This window comes from Legionella resiliens, from assembly GCF_021344005.1.
GTDB lineage: Bacteria > Pseudomonadota > Gammaproteobacteria > Legionellales > Legionellaceae > Legionella > Legionella resiliens.
In genome coordinates, this window is the sequence record NZ_JAJTND010000001.1 from 360,833 (window position 1) to 379,457 (window position 18,625).

The window sequence follows — 18,625 nt, forward strand, 5'->3', positions numbered from 1 at the left end:
CTTTACCTTTAAAAATAGATACAAGACCTAAAGCATAACATTCAATTGGGAAAGCCTCTATACCTCAATGAAATCATCGAGATAGGAGATTATCAGAAATTAAATACAACAAAGTGCCGTATCTAGACCCATATCCTCTTCCTCATTCTTATCCAAATCTACAGTGGATGGCGCTTTCGTGCTAAAAAGGCCTAGTTTGGATAATGCAGAGGAACGATCGAGCGTATCCCTGGGTCGTCTTTTGGCTACTTCTTCAGTAAGGGCAAAATTTATAAGACAAATTGAAACCAAGATAAGTGCCCCGAGGAACGGCAAAATTGGATTCACAGCAAATATGGGAAGAGCCATACACATCCCTATAAAAATAAAAACCGTAGTCGCGACATGCGAGCCTAAGCGAAACTGTTCTAAAGCGATTTGATTCTCTATGGCTTCAATATGCTCCCTTATTTGTTTTTGTTCTTTCCTGCTCCCTGCGCTATCGAGCATGACTTCATATTGCGATCTAAGTTCATTTAAACGGCTTAATTCGATATAAGCCCGGGTAATAGCCCAAATGACATCAAAAGCGAATACAGCAAGGGACACGTAAAATGCAAAAGGAGCTAATGCTCCGGTTAAATAAAATGTATTAATCAGACCTGCACCAGCCCAAACAATATCATTTCCAAATTCAAAATAACGCCTTTTAATTTGGGCACTAAAGCGCACCATCCAACCTAATGACTTTTCGTGGTCATCCATCCACCAACCAGGAATAGTATGCTTCAATAAAGAATAGAAATTCACCGCCAGACGCGGTAACCAAAAAAACCAAGACAAGTGCATAAGAAACGGATCCATCGCTGTATCCATGATTTTCACAAACCGAAGGTATGATTTTGATTCTGTATGCACCAAAGCAAAAAGATCCAATGCTCGCTTTGAACGAACAATGAAGAGACGCCATAAATTGATGTCCAGAATGGTATTGCGTAATTCTTGAGTGAAAGAAAAATTTTCAGGGAGTTGTTTGGGCTTTGGGGGGAAACCGGGAATAAGTTCTGCCAATAATTCACGGTAGAGATTTTGTTGCGTACGCAAGCGAAGCACTTCTCTTGGTATGTCCATGTAGTATTGATAGATGTGTTCCAAGAGTTCGGCCATCATCAATGCGGCAATCAATTGTTCGCGTAGTTCTTCCCGATCTATGGGTTTTGGAGAGAGAAATTTAGCCCTGAGTTGTCGCCCCAAAAGACTATATTCCAGGTTCATCACTAAATGCATTGGAATGATTTGACGATAAAAATCAGGACCTAATTTTTTAATGTTTTCGGTGAACGTCCAATTCAAAGGACTTTCAGCCTGAGCAAGAGAGAGCTCAGGAAAAGTTTCATGCAAATGTCGAATTAGTGGGGTCATGATGTCCTAAAATAATTTTTTGGGATATCAAATAGACAATTTTATATTAATCATTTGCTTACTGTCTATAAATAACTTTAAAAGTAAAAAAATAGACCTAATTATATATAAATCTGTACAAAAAGAAAATTTATGAACTGTTTACTTTTTTTATTGTTTCTATGATCTGGAATTAGGCAATAATAAGGGCGATGTTGTTCACCATCGAGTAAGGCCATGATTCGACTTATTCGATCTATACTATAGTTAAGCTATTTTATCGTTTTAGTATGCTCATAAAACATGAAAATAGGGCAAAATTAAGTCTTTTTGAAAAAAAATAGTCAAAATGAACTAGTTTTCTTGATGATTCATGTCTTCTGAGCGACAATAGCACACCTAGTTAAGTGCACAAGAGAACCCATGAATCTTTCCAAAGAATTAGCTAATGCCATTCGCATGTTAAGTGTAGACGCAGTAGAGCAAGCCCAATCAGGACACCCAGGAATGCCCTTAGGCATGGCCGATATTGCTACCGTTTTATGGAAAAAGTTTTTAAAACACAATCCGAAAAATCCGCATTGGTTTAACCGCGATCGTTTTGTATTATCAAATGGGCATGGTTCCATGCTGATTTATTCATTACTGCATCTGACCGGATACAACCTTTCATTAGATGATCTGAAGCATTTTCGTCAACTCAATTCGAAAACGCCTGGACACCCGGAGTTTGGCCATACTCCTGGAGTAGAGACCACTACTGGCCCTTTAGGACAAGGCCTAGCCAATGCAGTAGGTATGGCTTTGGCAGAACGCGTTCTGGCAAACCACTTCAATCGCGATGATTTGCCTCTTGTGGATCACTATACCTATGCCTTTACCGGAGATGGCTGTCTCATGGAAGGCATTTCCCATGAAGTATGTTCGCTAGCGGGTACTTTGGGTTTAGGAAAACTGATTGTTTTCTATGATGACAACGGCATTTCTATTGATGGTAACGTTGAATCTTGGTTTACTGATGATACAGCACAACGCTTTAGAGCATATCGATGGCAAGTCATCGAGGCAGTTAACGGCCACGATATGGATGCGATTGAGCAAGCCATTCTTAAAGCCCAAGCCAATACCACGCAACCCACGCTGATTATCTGCAAAACAGTAATCGGATTAGGTTCCTCCGTAGCCGGTAGTGAAAAAGCCCATGGTTCTGCATTAGGGGCAAAAGACGTTGCTAAAGTGCGTGAATTTTTTAAATGGAATCATGAGCCTTTTGTTATCCCCGATACCATTTATCAACAGTGGAATCATGCCGAGCAAGGGGAAAAAGAAGAGCAACAATGGTTAACGCTTTTGAACGACTACCAACAACACTACCCTCAGGAACATTATGAGTTTTTACGCCGCATTAATGGAGATCTTCCTGATGATTGGCAAAACCAAAGCCATGCATTCTTTGAGCAGTGCCGCCATAACGATAAAGCCATTGCGACACGTAAGGCATCCCAACAATGCATCGAATATTTTGCTCGTATGCTGCCTGAAATGCTTGGTGGCTCCGCAGATTTAACCGGTTCCAATAATACCGATTGGTCTGGCAGCAAAGCCATTACTGGCGAGGACTATACAGGGAATTACCTGTATTATGGCGTGCGTGAATTTGGGATGGCTGCAATCATGAATGGTATCGCGGTCCATGGGGGATTTATTCCTTATGGCGGAACATTCCTGGTTTTTGCTGACTATGCACGCAATGCGGTACGATTAAGTGCTTTAATGAAACAACGCGTTATTTATGTCTTTACCCATGACTCAATTGGTTTAGGTGAAGACGGGCCAACACATCAACCGGTCGAGCATGCGTCCATGTTACGAATGACTCCAGGCATGAGTGTGTGGCGGCCTGCAGATTTAATGGAAACAGCCGTTGCATGGAAACTCGCTTTGGAGCATCATAATGGCCCAACATCCTTACTGCTTTCAAGACAAAATTTACCTGCATTGCCCCATAGTGCAAACGCAGCAGAATTAATTAATAAAGGAGGTTATACCATTATGGATTGCGATGGCACCCCCGATGCCATCTTGATTGCTACGGGCTCGGAAGTTCAATTGGCACTTGCTGCTGCAGAACAAGTGAAACCACGCGGGCTTAAAGTGAGAGTGGTTTCCATGCCTTGTGCAGAACGATTTCTGGAGCAAGACCCCGGTTATAAAAATGAGGTATTGCCCCAAACCATTCATACACGTATCGCAATTGAAGCAGCCAGTTCAGCTTATTGGTATCAATTTGTTGGCTTACACGGTGCAGTAATTGGTCTGGATCGTTTTGGCGTGTCGGCCCCAGCCAATCAAGCATATCAATATCTGGATATTACGGTAGAACGAATCATTGAAACTTTGGAAAAATTAGTACAAAAACATTAAAAGCATTTTTAAAGAATTTGTAGCTTAGATGAAGCAAAGCCTGCCATTAAGTCAGGAGTAAAACACTTTTCCCTACGTCCCGCGGCTTGTCCGCGGGACCCAGAGATGGCGGGAGATCCTGGATCCCGCGGCCAAGCCGCGGGACGTAGGCACAAGTAACTTAAGGGCAGCAAATGAAGCATAACCTGAGGAACGACATCTTCGGATTATGACTCACTCGATCAGGCTACGATTGTATACTTAACTTGAGATAAGTAACTCATTACTAAAAATTGGAGAGAAGTAATATGACAATACGTGTCGCGATTAATGGCTACGGTCGCATTGGCCGTTGTATCTTAAGAGCAATTTTTGAATCTAAAAAACAAAATGAATTTGAAATCGTTGCAATCAATGACTTATCCGCCATTGAGACCACAGCACATCTGACCCGCTATGACACAACCCATGGCCCCTTCACATCCGATGTGAAAGTTGAAGGCAACATGTTAGTGATTGATGGCCATGCAATAAAAATCATTGCCGAGCGTAACCCTGCAAATCTCCCCTGGAAAGAATTAAACATTGATTTGGTTTTAGAATGTACCGGTTTCTTTACCGAGCGGGACAAAGCAATGCAACACATTACTGCAGGTGCGAAAAAAGTATTGATTTCCGCTCCGGGAAAAAATGTGGATGCCACCATCGTTTATGGAGTGAACCATCACACGCTTAAAGCATCTGATCTCATCGTTTCTAACGCTTCATGCACCACCAATTGCCTGGCACCTGTCGTGAAGCCATTAAATGATGCTTTGGGTATTGAATACGGTTTATTGAATACGGTTCATGCCTATACCAATGATCAAATGCTTTTGGATGGAAGTCATGAAGATTTACGTCGCGCTCGGGCGGCAGCTCACTCTATTATCCCCACAAAAACAGGGGCAGCAGCAGCTGTAGGATTGGTATTGCCTGAATTAGCAGGGAAACTTGATGGCTTTGCAATGCGTGTTCCCGTTCTGAATGTTTCTGTGATTGATTTAACCTTTACCGCAAAGCGTGAAACCACCGTACAAGAAGTGAACGACATTGTACGCCAAGCACAAAGCCGCATCTTACAAATTAATGATGATCCTTTGGTATCTTGCGATTTTAATCATAACCCTGCATCTTCTATTTTTGATACAACACAAACCAAGGTGTTTGGCAATCTCGTGAAAATAGTCGCCTGGTATGATAATGAATGGGGCTTTTCTAATCGTATGCTGGATACAGCACAGCAAATGATGAGTTGCTAAAAACCCTAGTACCGTTTTCCATTTAATTTTGACAGGTAGCAATCAGATTGCTTGCAGATTTGCAAGCAAGATGAGTTGCTAACCGTCAAAACTAAATGAAACGGTACACATTTGGAGATAACTGATGAATCTGATACAAATGAGCGATATAGACCTGTCTGGAAAACGGGTGCTAATCCGCGAAGATCTGAATGTTCCAATCAAAGAGGGAATTATTACCAGCGATCAACGATTACAGGCAGCACTACCTACTTTGAATGCTGCTTTGGCTGCTGGCGCTGCAGTTATGGTCTTATCTCATTTAGGTCGTCCCGAAGAGGGAAAAATAGAACGACGTTTTTCCTTGCAACCCATTGCAGAATACTTGAAGGAACATTTGGACTATCCTGTTCATTTCGTAAGTGAGTATCTCAATGGCGTAGACGTTAAACCCGGTGAATTGGTGGTTTGCGAAAACGTACGCTTTAATGTAGGTGAAAAAAATAATGACGAACAACTGGCAAGAAAACTTGCCAGTCTCTGTGATGTCTTTGTTATGGATGCTTTTGGTACCGCGCATAGAGCCCAAGCCTCTACGTACGGTGTAGCTAAGTATGCATCCGTTGCCGTTGCGGGACCCTTATTGATTCGTGAACTGGATGCTTTGGAAAAAGCACTTGCTGCACCTAAAAAGCCAATTGTTGCAATTGTTGGCGGTGCCAAGGTCTCTACCAAGCTCAGTTTGTTACGCCAGTTAGTCACCCTTGTTGATTATTTAATCCCTGGAGGGGGAATTGCAAATACCTTCCTCAAAGCACAAGGATTTGAAATCGGCGTCTCCCTTTATGAAGAAGGGCTGCTCCAAGAAGCACGTGAAATTCTCCAGTTAGCTAAAGAAAAAGGGTGTCACGTTCCTTTACCAAGTGATGTTGTGGTAGGGAAATCCTTTAGTGAACATTGCCCGGCCTATAATAAATCGTTGCACAACGTTGCCTCTGACGACATGATTCTCGACATTGGTCCTACCACGGTAAGTGAGTATGTAGATATTATTAACGAGGCCAAAACCATTATTTGGAATGGTCCGGTTGGCGTTTTTGAATTTGCACAATTTGCCTATGGAACACGTGCATTGGCTATTGCTATTGCTGAAAGCGATGCGTTTTCAATAGCTGGCGGCGGCGATACGCTAGCAGCGATTGATCTTTATGATCTGAACCAGCAAATTTCTTATGTTTCCACAGGAGGTGGGGCGTTTCTTGAGTGTTTGGAAGGAAAGACCTTGCCAGCCGTTGCCATTTTGCAGGAGCGCGCAAAAGATGTTACGACAAACTAAAATCGTTGCCACATTAGGGCCATCCAGTAGTGAGCCGGCAATACTTCGTGCCATGTTGACCGCAGGTGTTGATGTGGTACGCATCAATTTTTCCCATGCAGATGCCTCTGCGTTACAACTCATTGCTTTGGTACGCGGAATTGCTGAGGAATTACATCTGCCATTGGCAGTAATGGCTGATTTACAAGGACCAAAAATCCGCATTGGCCGCTTCAAAAATAAATCCATCACTTTAGTTGAAGGACAGGCCTTTACTTTGGATTGCAATGCCTCCGAATTGTTAGGTGACACGAATGAAGTCTCTGTGGCTTACCCCAGTCTGTCTCGTGAACTGACTCCAGGAGATCATTTACTGCTGAATGATGGTTTAGTTGAATTAGAGGTAAAGAGCATTGCCAATTCCAAAATTCACTGTACTGTCGTTGAAGGCGGTGTCTTAAGTGACTTGAAAGGATTAAATAGAAAAGACGGTGGATTAGCAGCCAGAACCATGACCGACAAAGACAAGCGTGATTTACAAACCGCCATTGAAGCAGAGGTAGATTACATCAGCCTATCCTTTGTAAAAGATGCAGAAGACATTCGTCATGCCCGCGCACTAATGACTCAATTTGGTAAAAAAATACCCGTCATTGCAAAAATTGAACGCACCGAAGCGTTACAATACCTCACTGAAATTATTCAGGAAGCAGATGCAATTATGGTCGCTCGCGGCGATTTAGGTGTTGAAATAGGCGCGGCGGAAGTACCCGCGATTCAAAAACACATCATTGGTGAAGCACGCCGATTGGATAAAGTAGTGATTACCGCTACGCAAATGATGGAATCGATGATTAACAATCCTCAACCTACACGGGCAGAAGTTTCTGATGTTGCCAATGCCATATTGGATGGAACCGATGCAGTGATGTTGTCTGCGGAAACAGCCAGTGGCCAGTTTCCGGTAAAGGTTCTGAGCATGGTTAATAAGATTTGCTTAAGCGCTGAAAAACATGCCAGTTTTTACTATCACAGTTCCGATGAAACCTGTCACTACCGACGCGCAGATCAAGCAATTGCCATGGCAACAATGCACGCAGCCAATCATTTCCCCATTCAGGCAATTATTACTCTGACTGAATCCGGTGATACTGCTTTATGGATATCACGACAACAAAGTACGGTCCCTATTATCGCTGTATCCGCTAATAAGCGGACTATAGGTCGTTTGTGTCTTGCCCATAATGTTTTTCCGGTATTCATGAATTATCATCCTTTAGCTGCCGAAACCTTGAATCAACAAGTGCTTGAGGAATTAATAAGGACAGGCCACCTGGAGAAAAAAGGCTTTGTTTTATTAACTCGCGGTCGAGTAATCGGTACCGCAGGCGGCACGAACAGTATGGAGATTATTCAGGTTTAAATGTAATCTATAATAAGTTCGCTGTTGGTTAAAAACTTGCTTACGTCCCGCGAACAAGCGCGGGACGTAGAAATAAAAAATGAAGCAGGATAAAAGATAGTAGAAGTGGTAATCTCTTAGCTAACTCCAAATACGCATTCAAATCTAACTATGCGGGTGTAGTTCAATGGTAGAACCTCAGCTTCCCAAGCTGATGGCGTGGGTTCGATTCCCATCACCCGCTCAAAATGATTTACTCGCGCTTATCAAACGAGGCTTCCATTTTGGATACAGGGATTTTGCTTTGTAAAAACAATTCAGAAGTAACTCAAAACATCGTTCTGGATACCGCGCATAAAGCGCGGTACGTAGACAGGTTTACACTATTTAAAATGAAGCAGGATAAAAGATAATAGAAGTGGTAATCTCTTAGCTAACCCAATATACGCATTCTAATCTAACTATGCGGGTGTAGTTCAATGGTAGAACCTCAGCTTCCCAAGCTGATGGCGTGGGTTCGATTCCCATCACCCGCTCAAAATGATTTACTCGCGCATATCAAACGAGGCTTCCATTTTGGATACAGGGATTTTGCTTTGTAAAAACAATTCAGAAGTAACTCAAAACATCGTTCTGGATACCGCGCATAAAGCGCGGTACGTAGAGAGGTAGAGGGTTCGTAGAGGTAGAGGGTTCGTAGAGGTAGCGCGGTGGGTAGAGGGGTTTACACTATTTAATAAGAAGCTGCCTCCCAGGCATAAGGCTGGATGGATTCACAAATTCTTTACCCTACGTACCGCGCTTTATGCGCGGTATCCAGTAGATCTGCAGCAAGTTATCTGAATCAATTAACTATTCGGTAATTTCTTCTTTTTTCTCATTCCGAGACAGTCCCAATTTCTCTTTCAAACGTGCTACAACATCGGGATCATACTGTTTTGTAGTTTTATGCTTCACAATTTAATAAGAAGCTGCCTCCCAGGCATAAGGCTGGATGGATTCACAAATTCTTTACCCTACGTACCGCGCTTTATGCGCGGTATCCAGTAGATCTGCAGCAAGTTATCTGAATCAATTAACTATTCGGTAATTTCTTCTTTTTTCTCATTCCGAGACAGTCCCAATTTCTCTTTCAAACGTGCTACAACATCGGGATCATACTGTTTTGTAGTTTTATGCTTCACAACAACCGCCGTTGTCTTTACCGGTTGGGCGGGTGCATTCAAAGTATTATACGTTGAGGAGCGTATTGGATAAGTAGGAAAATGATCCTCTGCAGGTGTAGGTGATTGACTCATTATTTTCGCTTGAAAACTTGAACTTTGCTGATTCGAACTGGATTGAGTTGGTTTTTCTGCCTGAACTTTACGAGCGTTTCTTACACTTTTTTCAACACGCTTTTTAATCTTAAGTGCTGCGTGTTCTGCTTCCTCTTCACTCACTGCTCCGACTTCGACACCGTGCAAATCAACGCGTGCTTCTCGCAGCTTCAGGCATGCCAAATAATCAAGTCGACGTGTAAATAAAACCACTGCCTCCCTTAATTTACTTTTGGAAATACCTGCTTCTTCCGCCTTATCCGCATAAAGCAAAATATCATCCATAATCCCCACTTTTAACGGCTGGATTCGTAACGAATTATCGAATGCTGCGGGAAAATTTGCAGCGAGCCACAATAATGCGTCTGTTCGTGCTTTTTTAGACTTATTTTTTTGAGCTTTATTAATAACGGCAGTGCGTGGGTGCAGCTCTTGTCTTCTCATTAGAGTACCCTTGTTAGATATTGAATGTCATATCTGGAAACGAAATCATTCACATTTAGAATGAGCGCACAATGTACAATGTTTAATGATTGTTTGCAAGCACTCTGAATCATGTTTAATAATTGCACATAAAAACTGGAAATCAAGGTAGAAAAATAAACGATGATAGTCCTATAATGAAAGCAGGATTCTTTAATCTGCACGCTGAAGTGATACTAGCTTCGTTGATATATCTGGCCTGATACATCACTTGAAGACTTATGGAGCACATATGAAAATCATACAAAAAATGTTTATACTATTTCTTGCTGTTTTTTTTCCCTGGATCGTGTTCCTAATGAATGATAATCCTGGAGCAGCTTTTGTTTCCTTAGCCTTACAAGCTACGGTAATTGGATGGCCATTTGCAACCATTTGGGCATGGCGAACACACTTTCCCCCCCCAAAAGAAAAAAAATAACTTATTGCATAAAGGAGAACTATGTTAACTCGTGTCATTGTTAATGGATCCAAAGGCAAAATGGGCTCTCTAGCCTGCGAAACCCTGCAAAACCATAAAGAATTTGAATTAGTTGCACAACTTGGCAAAGAAGATGATTTGGCTCAAGCCATCAAAGATACTAAACCTCAAATTGTTGTTGATCTGACTCGCGCAGACTGTGTTCATCAAAATAGCCTCACAATTATCGAGCACGGTGCACATCCTGTTATTGGGACATCTGGACTCCTTCCAGACCAAATTAAAGAATTAACCGCTTTATGTGAAAGCCGCCGCCTGGGTGGAATTATTGTACCTAATTTCTCTATTAGCGCGGTTTTGATGATGCTCTTTGCCGCCAAAGCTGCTGAATACTTACCTGAGGTAGAAATTATTGAAGCACATCATCAACAAAAGCTGGATGCACCGTCTGGAACTGCCTTAAAAACCGCTGAAATGATTGCTGCGGCACGAAAGAACCCTAAGAACAAATTGAATCTCAAAGAATTAATTCCTGGTGCCCGTGGAGGGGAACACTGCGAGGTCAACATTCATTCCTTGCGTTTGCCTGGCATAATTGCCCGCCAACAAGTCATTTTTGGCAGTGTAGGTGAAACACTAACCATTACCGATGACTGCATTGATCGACGGAGCTTTATGCCTGGAATTATTTTGTCATGTCAGAAAGTTACAGGATTATCTACATTGATCTATGGACTTGAGCACCTACTTTAACTGCAGCTGAGTGAAGCGAAGCGCAACTCGGGAGTTAATTTAATATTGACCCGGGTTGCACTTCGCTTCCCCTTGGTGTTTAGTGATAAACAGGGACCTCATTAAGATGCGACTCTTTGGACTTTTTAAACAAGCCGCTCCATTCATCTACTGTCGTTCCAACCAATTCAGCAAAACTAGAATGTTCATTTGACTTTAAAAAGCCACGCAAACGTCCATAAACTGAATTAGTTGCTTCAGTGCGGCTTTCATCGGACTCAGGTCGTTCTGATGCAATATGGAGAATCTTTTCAACCCGAACAATATTATCTTTCCCAGAAGATGGATTCAGCATTAAATCAAAAATTTTCTGTATCCCATCAGGACTGGCCTGCGGCTCAGAAAAGAATACTGCAGACCAACGTGAACTCGAATCTATTGGAACAAACAGGCTTTTCTCATTGATTAATGGATGTAAGGCATCATAAAGCCGATTACAATTTGTTTTCCCTAATTGTCGAGCAACCAAACGACAGAGCAGTGTATTTCCAGGCAGTAAATATTCTTTTACTTTTTTAGAACCGCCAATAAAAATATTTTTCACTTCGTTATCTGTTGCCGCCCTGTCATCATCTTTAAGCGCGCGCTCATTATCCAGACGTTTTTTAATTTCATTGGCTATATCCTCTGGTAAATACCAATCCGGTGTTTTTATTCCCTCGGATCCCGGTGCATTATGCCCCGCGTGTTCATGATGATGACGACTCATATACAGATCCGCAACCAAGGAAACAAAACGAATGCGATTTTCTTTATCCGGAAGTTCATCAAATACAGGCCAGCTTCCATAGAGCTCTTTATACAGAATCATGGCATCAGTATGAATAAGCTCTATAGCCTTCCTATCCTTGCCGCTCACACAAGAACCGTAGGAATGGCCGCCAATGGTCAAAATAATCAGCTGCTCCAAAGAACTCAAAAACAATTCTCTGCCAGCATAATCAAAAATCGTCGCAGTCCCTGGTTTTGACTCTAAAACACTTTTATATTGTTCCAAAAGTGTCTGTAGTCCTGGGGTCGAAGAAACATATTTTTTCGCAACAGCCAATAAATTCAAACTATCTTTATCACTCGACGGAGTATAATAAAGGCGTTTTGCTATGTTATAGGGATGATTGTTTTGGAGGATTGTTTGGGTTTTTGCCCGCCGTTCTACAGCAGCTCGCGCTAATTTATACAGCTCCAAATCCGGAGGTAGTGTTGGCAAATAATCCGTTATCAATGTCGGTACATAATCTGCTGCATGAATTGGACTAATCAGTGTTTGTAATATAGCAAGTTGCTCTGACTTGGCATGCTCCATCACTTTAGCAAGATTTGAATCGCTATGGCGCTGTTGCACCGCCTCAGGCCATTCTAATCCATCGCGTGTGGCAATGTGGCTCGAGCGATATCGCTTCTTTGACAACTCACGAATTTCTCCATTACGTTTCACCGCCAATAAACTATGTGCAGCATAATTTGCAGGCAAGGGCAGCGTTCGATGGCGGCTGGATAAAAAGGTAACCGCATCTTCTTCCCGCTCGAACCCTTTAAGTGCATGCTCCAGAAAAAACTGCTGATGATGAGGTAATACCCAGTACCATTGGGGGATGCTTGAAATTTCTCCCACTGAGTCTGCACATTCCCGTTTAAAACTCTCAGAGGTCAGCAATATTTTAAACTGAGCTAAGTTTTTATCCAAAGTATGAGGATCAGCTGCCAAAATGCGCATCATTTCCCTCAGATGTGGGCTCAGCTGATTAAACCAGGCAGGAAGTGGCGAAGATCCCGTAGCAATTTGTTGTAGGTCTGTAGGCAAACTGAGTGCTTTCTTTTTTATTGATTTCCAGTTGAGTAAGAAATCATTAAAATCATGAACCGCATCCGTAAGGCTTACGATTTTTCGATCCAGATTGCAAAAATAAGCTTGTTGATGCTCATTAAGAGTATAAAACCAGGGTGGAGTTTTCGGATGTCCTTCTTTTTTTATTTGCTTTAATTCATTGATAAATTGATCGTAGTAAGGAGGAAGTGACTCGTCGAGCTGGATAATATAGTCTGAATCTTCTCCCAACTTCATTGGCGTTAATGTTGCCAGATCATAGCGCCCCTGACGCATTACGTCATATTGCTCCGCCTCGTTCAAGAGCTCGATTGCTTCTTTGATAGAAGTACCCCATGCCAAAGCAATCACTTCAATTAATTTGGCGGTATATCTTTCTAGCTCCTTATGCAACTCATCCATTGAGCCTTTTGCTTCGAGCGCGCTGTCTTTACATTCAGTTATATAACCTTCTAAAGTGCTTTTGGTTAAAAAGCTGCTCTGCGGAGATAATGGGTATGCATCAAGAAGAAAAGAGAACGCATTTCGAAGACTATTAACCCGGCGCACATAACTGCGGTGATTATCGGGCTTCTGATGGTAAGTTTCTAGAATATAGCCAGGAAAGCGAACTTCTAAGGCCTGGAGCACTTCAGATGTTAATTCGGTACCATAAGGCACACGTAAAATAATTCCTTTTCCCATCGATTAATTTCCTTAACTACTTACCCCGATTCAAAATTACGCCGATGCAGAGCGATTCAAAAAGAGGTTATTTTAGTCCTAATCTCTTCGTTATTATTGTATAAATAATTCCATGAAACAATTACAATAATCACTTAATTTGATAAAAATAATAAAAAGGAGTTTTGCAAATGAGCTACATTGTTCAACATTATATTGGTGGCCAATTAATCAATGAGAATACTACAAGTCACTCTATTTATAACCCTGCTCTGGGAGAAGTGATCGGTCAAGTTCATTTTGCATCTAAATCACTTTGCGATAAAGCAATTGCCACTGCCAAAGAGGCAGGACTGGGGTGGGCACAAACCCCAGCAATTAAAAGAGCACGAATCCTTTTTAAGTTCCGCGATTTATTAGAAAAAAACCAACTGGATCTCGCACGCATCATCACGCGCGAGCATGGTAAGACTTTAGACGATGCCAAAGGTTCTGTAGCACGCGCTATCGAAGTGGTGGAGTTACATTGCGGCCTGGTCAACCAGCTGCAAGGAGATTTTTCCGCTGACGTAACCAATGGAATTGATTGTCATACATTAAGACAACCCATAGGCGTGTGCGCGGGCGTGTCTCCTTTTAATTTCCCAGTTATGGTTCCTGTATGGATGATGATTCCCGCGATTGCTTGCGGCAACACCTTCATCTTGAAACCATCAGAACAAGATCCTTCTGCCCCTGTCCGTTTATTGGAGTTATTAAGTGACGCCGGGTTGCCCAATGGCGTTGCCAACTGCGTGCATGGTGATAAAACAACCGTAGACTACCTACTTGCCCATCCGGATATTGCTGCCTTTACTGCAGTTGCTTCTACACCTGTTGCCCAACACATTTATGCCACAGCCACATCTTATGGAAAACGCGCACATACATTTGGTGGTGCGAAAAACCATTGCATCGTAATGCCTGATGCGGATTTAGATCAAGCTGCTGCTGCAATTGTAGGTGCAGCATATGGTTCTGCTGGCGAACGATGCATGGCCATTTCCGTCGTGGTTGCTGTAGGGGAACATACAGCTGATGCCTTAATTGCAAAAATGACCCCTCAGATCAAAGCAATGCGCATCAATGCAGGTGATGTCCCTGATACCGATATGGGGCCACTGATTAGCGGAGTACACCGAGAAAAAGTCTTGGCAGCCGTAGATAAAGGGATACATGAAGGAGCAAAATTAATCATTGATGGCAGAACATTTAAACATTCTGAACACCCACAGGGTTTCTTCATGGGCCCATGTTTGTTTGATCATGTTCATGAAGACATGTCTATTTATCAAAATGAAATTTTTGGCCCAGTTCTAGTGATTGTTCGTGTGAATCATTTTGATGAGGCGCTTGATCTAGTAAACAGAAACCAGTACGGCAATGGAACTGCAATTTTCACCCGTGATGGATTTAGTGCCCGCGAATACAGCCAACGCGTCCAAGTTGGTATGGTGGGGATCAATATTCCTATTCCTGTCCCTGTTGCCAATCATCCTTTTGGCGGTTGGAAACATTCTTCTTTCGGTGATACCAACATGCATGGACAAGAAAGCATCAATTTCTATACCCGACGCAAAACAGTTACCAGTAAATGGCCTGTGAGCGAAATCAATGAAAGTGCTTTTATTATGCCAACGCATGATTAAAGCAATAGATAGGGAATAATCATGTAGCCTGGGTGAAGGTAAAGCCGTAACCCGGGGATTCAGCATTAATAACCCGGGTTACGCTATGCTGCTCCCAGGTTACATTTGCTACATTTGCACCTTACACGGAGAATTCAATGGCAAAAATAGGATTTGTGGGACTAGGGCATATGGGCTTACCCATGGCCATCAACCTCGTTAAAGCGGGACATCAGGTCACCGGATATGACCTCCAGCAATCTGCATTACAGCATTTTTCTCAATCAGGTGGTCTGATCGCGCAAAACATACATGAAGTCGCCCAAGAAAAAGATGTATTGATTACGATGCTGCAAAATGGGGAACAAGTTTTAAACGTTTGTCATAGCAATAATGGATTGTTCCTAACAGCAAAGAAAGGCGCTTTATATATTGATTGCTCTACCATAGACGTCAACAGTGCCCGTGAGCTGCACCACCTGGCCAAACAATACCAGCTTCACGTGGTTGATGCACCTGTATCTGGCGGGGTAGCCGGAGCAGGAGCTGCTACATTAACGTTCATGGTTGGCGGTGAAGAAGACGCGTTTCATGCTGCGAAGCCTGTCCTGGGAGCTATGGGGCACAAAATAATTCACACTGGCGGTGCAGGGAGTGGGCAGGCAGCAAAAATATGCAATAACATGGTTCTGGGGATTTCCATGATTGCCATTTCGGAAGCCTTTATTCTCGCAGAACACCTGCAATTGTCTCCGCAAAAACTCTTTGAAGTGGTAAGCAATGCCTCAGGACAATGCTGGGCAATGACCAAATATGCACCTGTTGCAGGCGTTTTAGAAAATGTTCCTGCTAACAATGATTATAAACCTGGATTTGCTGCAGCAATGATGCTTAAGGATTTGCTGCTCAGTCAAGAATCAGCACGCTCAGTCAATGTAAACACTCCTTTAGGGGCTAAAGCAACAGCGATTTACCAGCATTTTATTGACCAAGGTCGGGGCAATTCCGATTTTTCAGCAATTATTAAACTGATTTCCCAAGGTGAAGAGGTATAATATGCATGCTCATTTGCTCAATCCCAAATTAACCCCAACTGAAGATTCAATAACCGAATTTTGGTCTGAAGTGGCTCAACAAACCATAGATTGGCTTCAACCCTGGGATACAGTGCTCACCGGGGGTCTAAAACACGGTGATGTAACCTGGTTTAAAGGTGGAAAATTAAATGTCAGCATGAACTGTTTAGACAGGCATTTACCGCAAAAAGCGAATCAAGCAGCAATTATTTGGGAAGGAGATGATCCAACCCAGCACAAAACCCTGACTTTTGCTGAATTACATGCCGAAGTATGCCGCATGAGTAATGTGCTCAAACAGTTAAAGGTAAAAAAAGGGGATAAAGTAGCTATCTATTTACCCATGATTCCTGAAGCAGCAATTGCCATGCTTGCTTGTACACGTATTGGTGCGGTACACACGGTCATTTTTGCCGGCTTTTCCGCCCATGCATTAAGACAACGCATAACTGCCTCCGAATGTACTTGTCTCATCACTGCAAACCATTTCAGTCGAGGCGGTAAAATAATTGATTTAAAGAAGCAGGTTGATGAAGCATGCAGTGATTTACCCTTGCAGAAGCTCCTCATAAAAACGGGTGATGATTCTGTAGCCTTTGATAAAAATAAAGATTATTGGTGGCATGAGCTTAAAGACGAAGTAAGTGCCCACTGCGATCCCGAACCCATGGATGCAGAAGATCCATTATTTATTTTGTACACTTCTGGAAGCACTGGGCAACCTAAAGGATTAGTCCACACAACCGGAGGGTATCTCGTACAGACAGCGTACACACATCATTTAATCTTTAATTGTCAAGGAGATGAAGTATTTTGGTGTACTGCAGATATAGGATGGGTTACAGGGCATAGCTACGTGGTATATGGCCCTCTTTGTAATGGAATTACAACCTTGATTTATGAAGGGGTTCCCACTTGGCCTAATTCCTCCAGGAATTGGCAAATCATTGATAAGCATCAGGTCAACGTGTTTTATACTGCACCCACGGCGATACGCGCCTTAATGCGTGAAGGCGATGAATGGTTAGCTTCCAGTTCCCGCGATTCCTTGCGATTACTGGGATCCGTGGGAGAACCCATTAATCCTGAAGCCTGGCAATGGTATTATCAAAAAGTAGGACAAAACAGATGTCCAATAGTAGATACCTGGTGGCAAACTGAAACTGGATCAATAATGATTAGTCCCAGAGCCGATGATCTCATTAAAAAACCGGGCTCAGCGCGTCAACCAATTCCAGGCGTCGTTCCTGTATTACTCAATGAACATGGCCATGAAATAACGGGTACTGGCGAAGGTTTTTTAGCAATCAAATACCCTTGGCCCTCTATGGCCAGAACAATTGCTGGCGATCACCAACGTTATTGCTTGACCTATTTACATCATGGTTATTACATAACAGGAGATGGTGCAAAACGAGATGAAGACGGTGATTATTGGATTACGGGACGAGTAGATGATGTAATTAATGTATCAGGGCACCGCTTAGGAACTGCAGAAATTGAAAGTGCTCTGGTGAGCCACCCTGCGGTTGCTGAAGCAGCGGTAGTAGGCATCCCCCATGATCTTAAAGGCCAAGGTATTTATGCCTATGTTCTTTTAAAACAGGATTTCACTGCTGATGACACGTTGAAAAACCAGTTAATCCAGCAGGTTAATAAAGAAATAGGACCGATTGCAAAACCCGATGTCATTCATATTGTTAATGATTTACCTAAAACACGCTCGGGGAAAATCATGCGACGTATCTTGCGCAAAATCGCAGGTAAAGAAATCCAGAGCCTTGATGAATTAGGGGATATATCCACTTTGGCAAATTCACAAATTGTTGAGAAATTGTGGGAGGAATCGAAGCAATCCTAAACAATGCCAATAAATTTCCTCATAAAATTTTCATCCTACATACCGCGCTTTATGCGCGGTATCCAGAAAAATGTTTTGCTCTACACCTTAGTCCCGCTTCGAAGACAACATCTCTGGATACCGCGCATAAAGCGCGGTACGTTGGGAGTGCTTAAAAATTCATTATGTAAACCATAGATTCCTCTTTAAATTATCAACTAAATGAATAAAGAAACTCGGCAAGACTGCCATATTATGGTTTTTCGAAATATGAATAATTTCCTCATAAAATTTTCATCCTACGTACCGTGCTTTATGCGCGGTATCCAGAAAAATGTTTTGCTCTACACCTTAGCCCCGCTTCGAAGACTACATCTCTGGATACCGCGCATAAAGCGCAGTACGTTGGGAGTGCTTAAAAATTCATTATATAAACCATAGATTCCTCTTTAAATTATCAACTAAATGGATAAAGAAACTCGTTACGTAGGGAGTGATATAAAAATTCCTTGTAATACTGGATTTCTCTTTAAATTTGTGATTATCTCAGCATAAAGCAATAAGAGAAAATTTATTTAATAATAATTACTTTTTTGAACTTTGAGCCTGAAAATCTTGTTCTCTTGAACCTGGACTGGGCTGCAGCCAGGCTACAAAAACACTCGCCCAAAAATTCTCAATTTTTGACCAAATTGTCAAGTAAATGCAAAAAATGTATTGCTTTATAAGCAAAAAACAATTAAAATTAGTGACGTTTTA

Annotated in this window: 12 protein-coding genes, 2 tRNA genes and 1 pseudogene; 11 read left to right on the forward strand and 4 right to left on the reverse strand. The window is 42.3% G+C overall.

The features are described 5' to 3' along the window. Positions 1 to 99: 99 nt before the first annotated feature. Complete coding sequence (locus LXO92_RS01530; RefSeq protein WP_182351003.1) at positions 100 to 1,401, reverse strand: hypothetical protein; 1,302 nt, start codon at positions 1,399 to 1,401, stop codon at positions 100 to 102. 402 nt (positions 1,402 to 1,803) lie between these two features. Between LXO92_RS01530 and tkt the strand changes: the two genes are divergently transcribed. From tkt to LXO92_RS01560, 6 genes are all read left to right on the forward strand, one after another. Beyond that, positions 1,804 to 3,804, forward strand: coding sequence for a transketolase (tkt, locus tag LXO92_RS01535; RefSeq protein WP_182351004.1), 2,001 nt, complete (start codon positions 1,804 to 1,806; stop codon positions 3,802 to 3,804). Between the two features lie 287 nt (positions 3,805 to 4,091). Continuing rightward, the gene (gap, locus tag LXO92_RS01540) at positions 4,092 to 5,084 is read left to right on the forward strand and encodes a type I glyceraldehyde-3-phosphate dehydrogenase (RefSeq protein WP_182351005.1); all 993 of its coding nucleotides are present in this window, start codon (positions 4,092 to 4,094) and stop codon (positions 5,082 to 5,084) included. Positions 5,085 to 5,208: 124 nt separating this feature from the next. After that, a complete protein-coding gene (locus tag LXO92_RS01545; protein ID WP_232890276.1) occupies positions 5,209 to 6,399 on the forward strand; it encodes a phosphoglycerate kinase in 1,191 nt (396 codons plus the stop codon). After that, positions 6,383 to 7,801 carry a pyruvate kinase gene (pyk, locus tag LXO92_RS01550; protein WP_232890277.1) on the forward strand — a complete coding sequence of 473 codons (1,419 nt, stop codon included), beginning with the start codon at positions 6,383 to 6,385 and terminating at the stop codon, positions 7,799 to 7,801. Before LXO92_RS01545 ends, pyk begins: the two co-directional genes overlap by 17 nt. Positions 7,802 to 7,953: 152 nt before the next feature. Beyond that, positions 7,954 to 8,024: transfer RNA gene (locus LXO92_RS01555), tRNA-Gly, on the forward strand. Positions 8,025 to 8,245: 221 nt separating this feature from the next. Further along, positions 8,246 to 8,316, forward strand: a tRNA-Gly gene (locus LXO92_RS01560). A 316-nt stretch (positions 8,317 to 8,632) separates the two neighbouring features. Here the strand turns inward: LXO92_RS01560 and LXO92_RS17240 are convergent. Both LXO92_RS17240 and LXO92_RS01565 read right to left on the reverse strand, forming a co-directional pair. Beyond that, a pseudogene (locus LXO92_RS17240) lies at positions 8,633 to 8,740 on the reverse strand (activator of prop osmoprotectant transporter); the annotation flags it as partial. Positions 8,741 to 8,859: 119 nt separating this feature from the next. Beyond that, the gene (locus LXO92_RS01565) at positions 8,860 to 9,543 is read right to left on the reverse strand and encodes a ProQ/FinO family protein (protein WP_182351008.1); all 684 of its coding nucleotides are present in this window, start codon (positions 9,541 to 9,543) and stop codon (positions 8,860 to 8,862) included. A gap of 271 nt (positions 9,544 to 9,814) precedes the next feature. Here LXO92_RS01565 and LXO92_RS01570 point away from each other — a divergent pair, with 271 nt between their 5' ends. Then, the gene (locus tag LXO92_RS01570; RefSeq protein ID WP_182351009.1) at positions 9,815 to 10,003 is read left to right on the forward strand and encodes a hypothetical protein; all 189 of its coding nucleotides are present in this window, start codon (positions 9,815 to 9,817) and stop codon (positions 10,001 to 10,003) included. A gap of 21 nt (positions 10,004 to 10,024) precedes the next feature. Next, positions 10,025 to 10,756, forward strand: coding sequence for a 4-hydroxy-tetrahydrodipicolinate reductase (gene dapB, locus LXO92_RS01575; protein ID WP_182351010.1), 732 nt, complete (start codon positions 10,025 to 10,027; stop codon positions 10,754 to 10,756). A 79-nt stretch (positions 10,757 to 10,835) separates the two neighbouring features. Here dapB and LXO92_RS01580 read toward each other — a convergent pair whose 3' ends face one another. Further along, positions 10,836 to 13,304, reverse strand: a complete 2,469-nt coding sequence (locus LXO92_RS01580; protein ID WP_182351011.1) for an oxidoreductase — start codon at positions 13,302 to 13,304, stop codon at positions 10,836 to 10,838. A gap of 170 nt (positions 13,305 to 13,474) precedes the next feature. Between LXO92_RS01580 and LXO92_RS01585 the strand changes: the two genes are divergently transcribed. The 3 genes from LXO92_RS01585 to acs all read left to right on the forward strand — a co-directional run bounded on the left by LXO92_RS01585 (position 13,475) and on the right by acs (position 17,887). Next, positions 13,475 to 14,971, forward strand: a complete 1,497-nt coding sequence (locus tag LXO92_RS01585; RefSeq protein WP_232890278.1) for a CoA-acylating methylmalonate-semialdehyde dehydrogenase — start codon at positions 13,475 to 13,477, stop codon at positions 14,969 to 14,971. A gap of 137 nt (positions 14,972 to 15,108) precedes the next feature. Continuing rightward, positions 15,109 to 16,005, forward strand: coding sequence for a 3-hydroxyisobutyrate dehydrogenase (gene mmsB, locus LXO92_RS01590; RefSeq protein ID WP_232890280.1), 897 nt, complete (start codon positions 15,109 to 15,111; stop codon positions 16,003 to 16,005). Between the two features lies 1 nt (position 16,006). Continuing rightward, positions 16,007 to 17,887, forward strand: a complete 1,881-nt coding sequence (gene acs, locus LXO92_RS01595; RefSeq protein WP_232890282.1) for an acetate--CoA ligase — start codon at positions 16,007 to 16,009, stop codon at positions 17,885 to 17,887. The last annotated feature ends 738 nt before the right edge of the window (positions 17,888 to 18,625 follow it).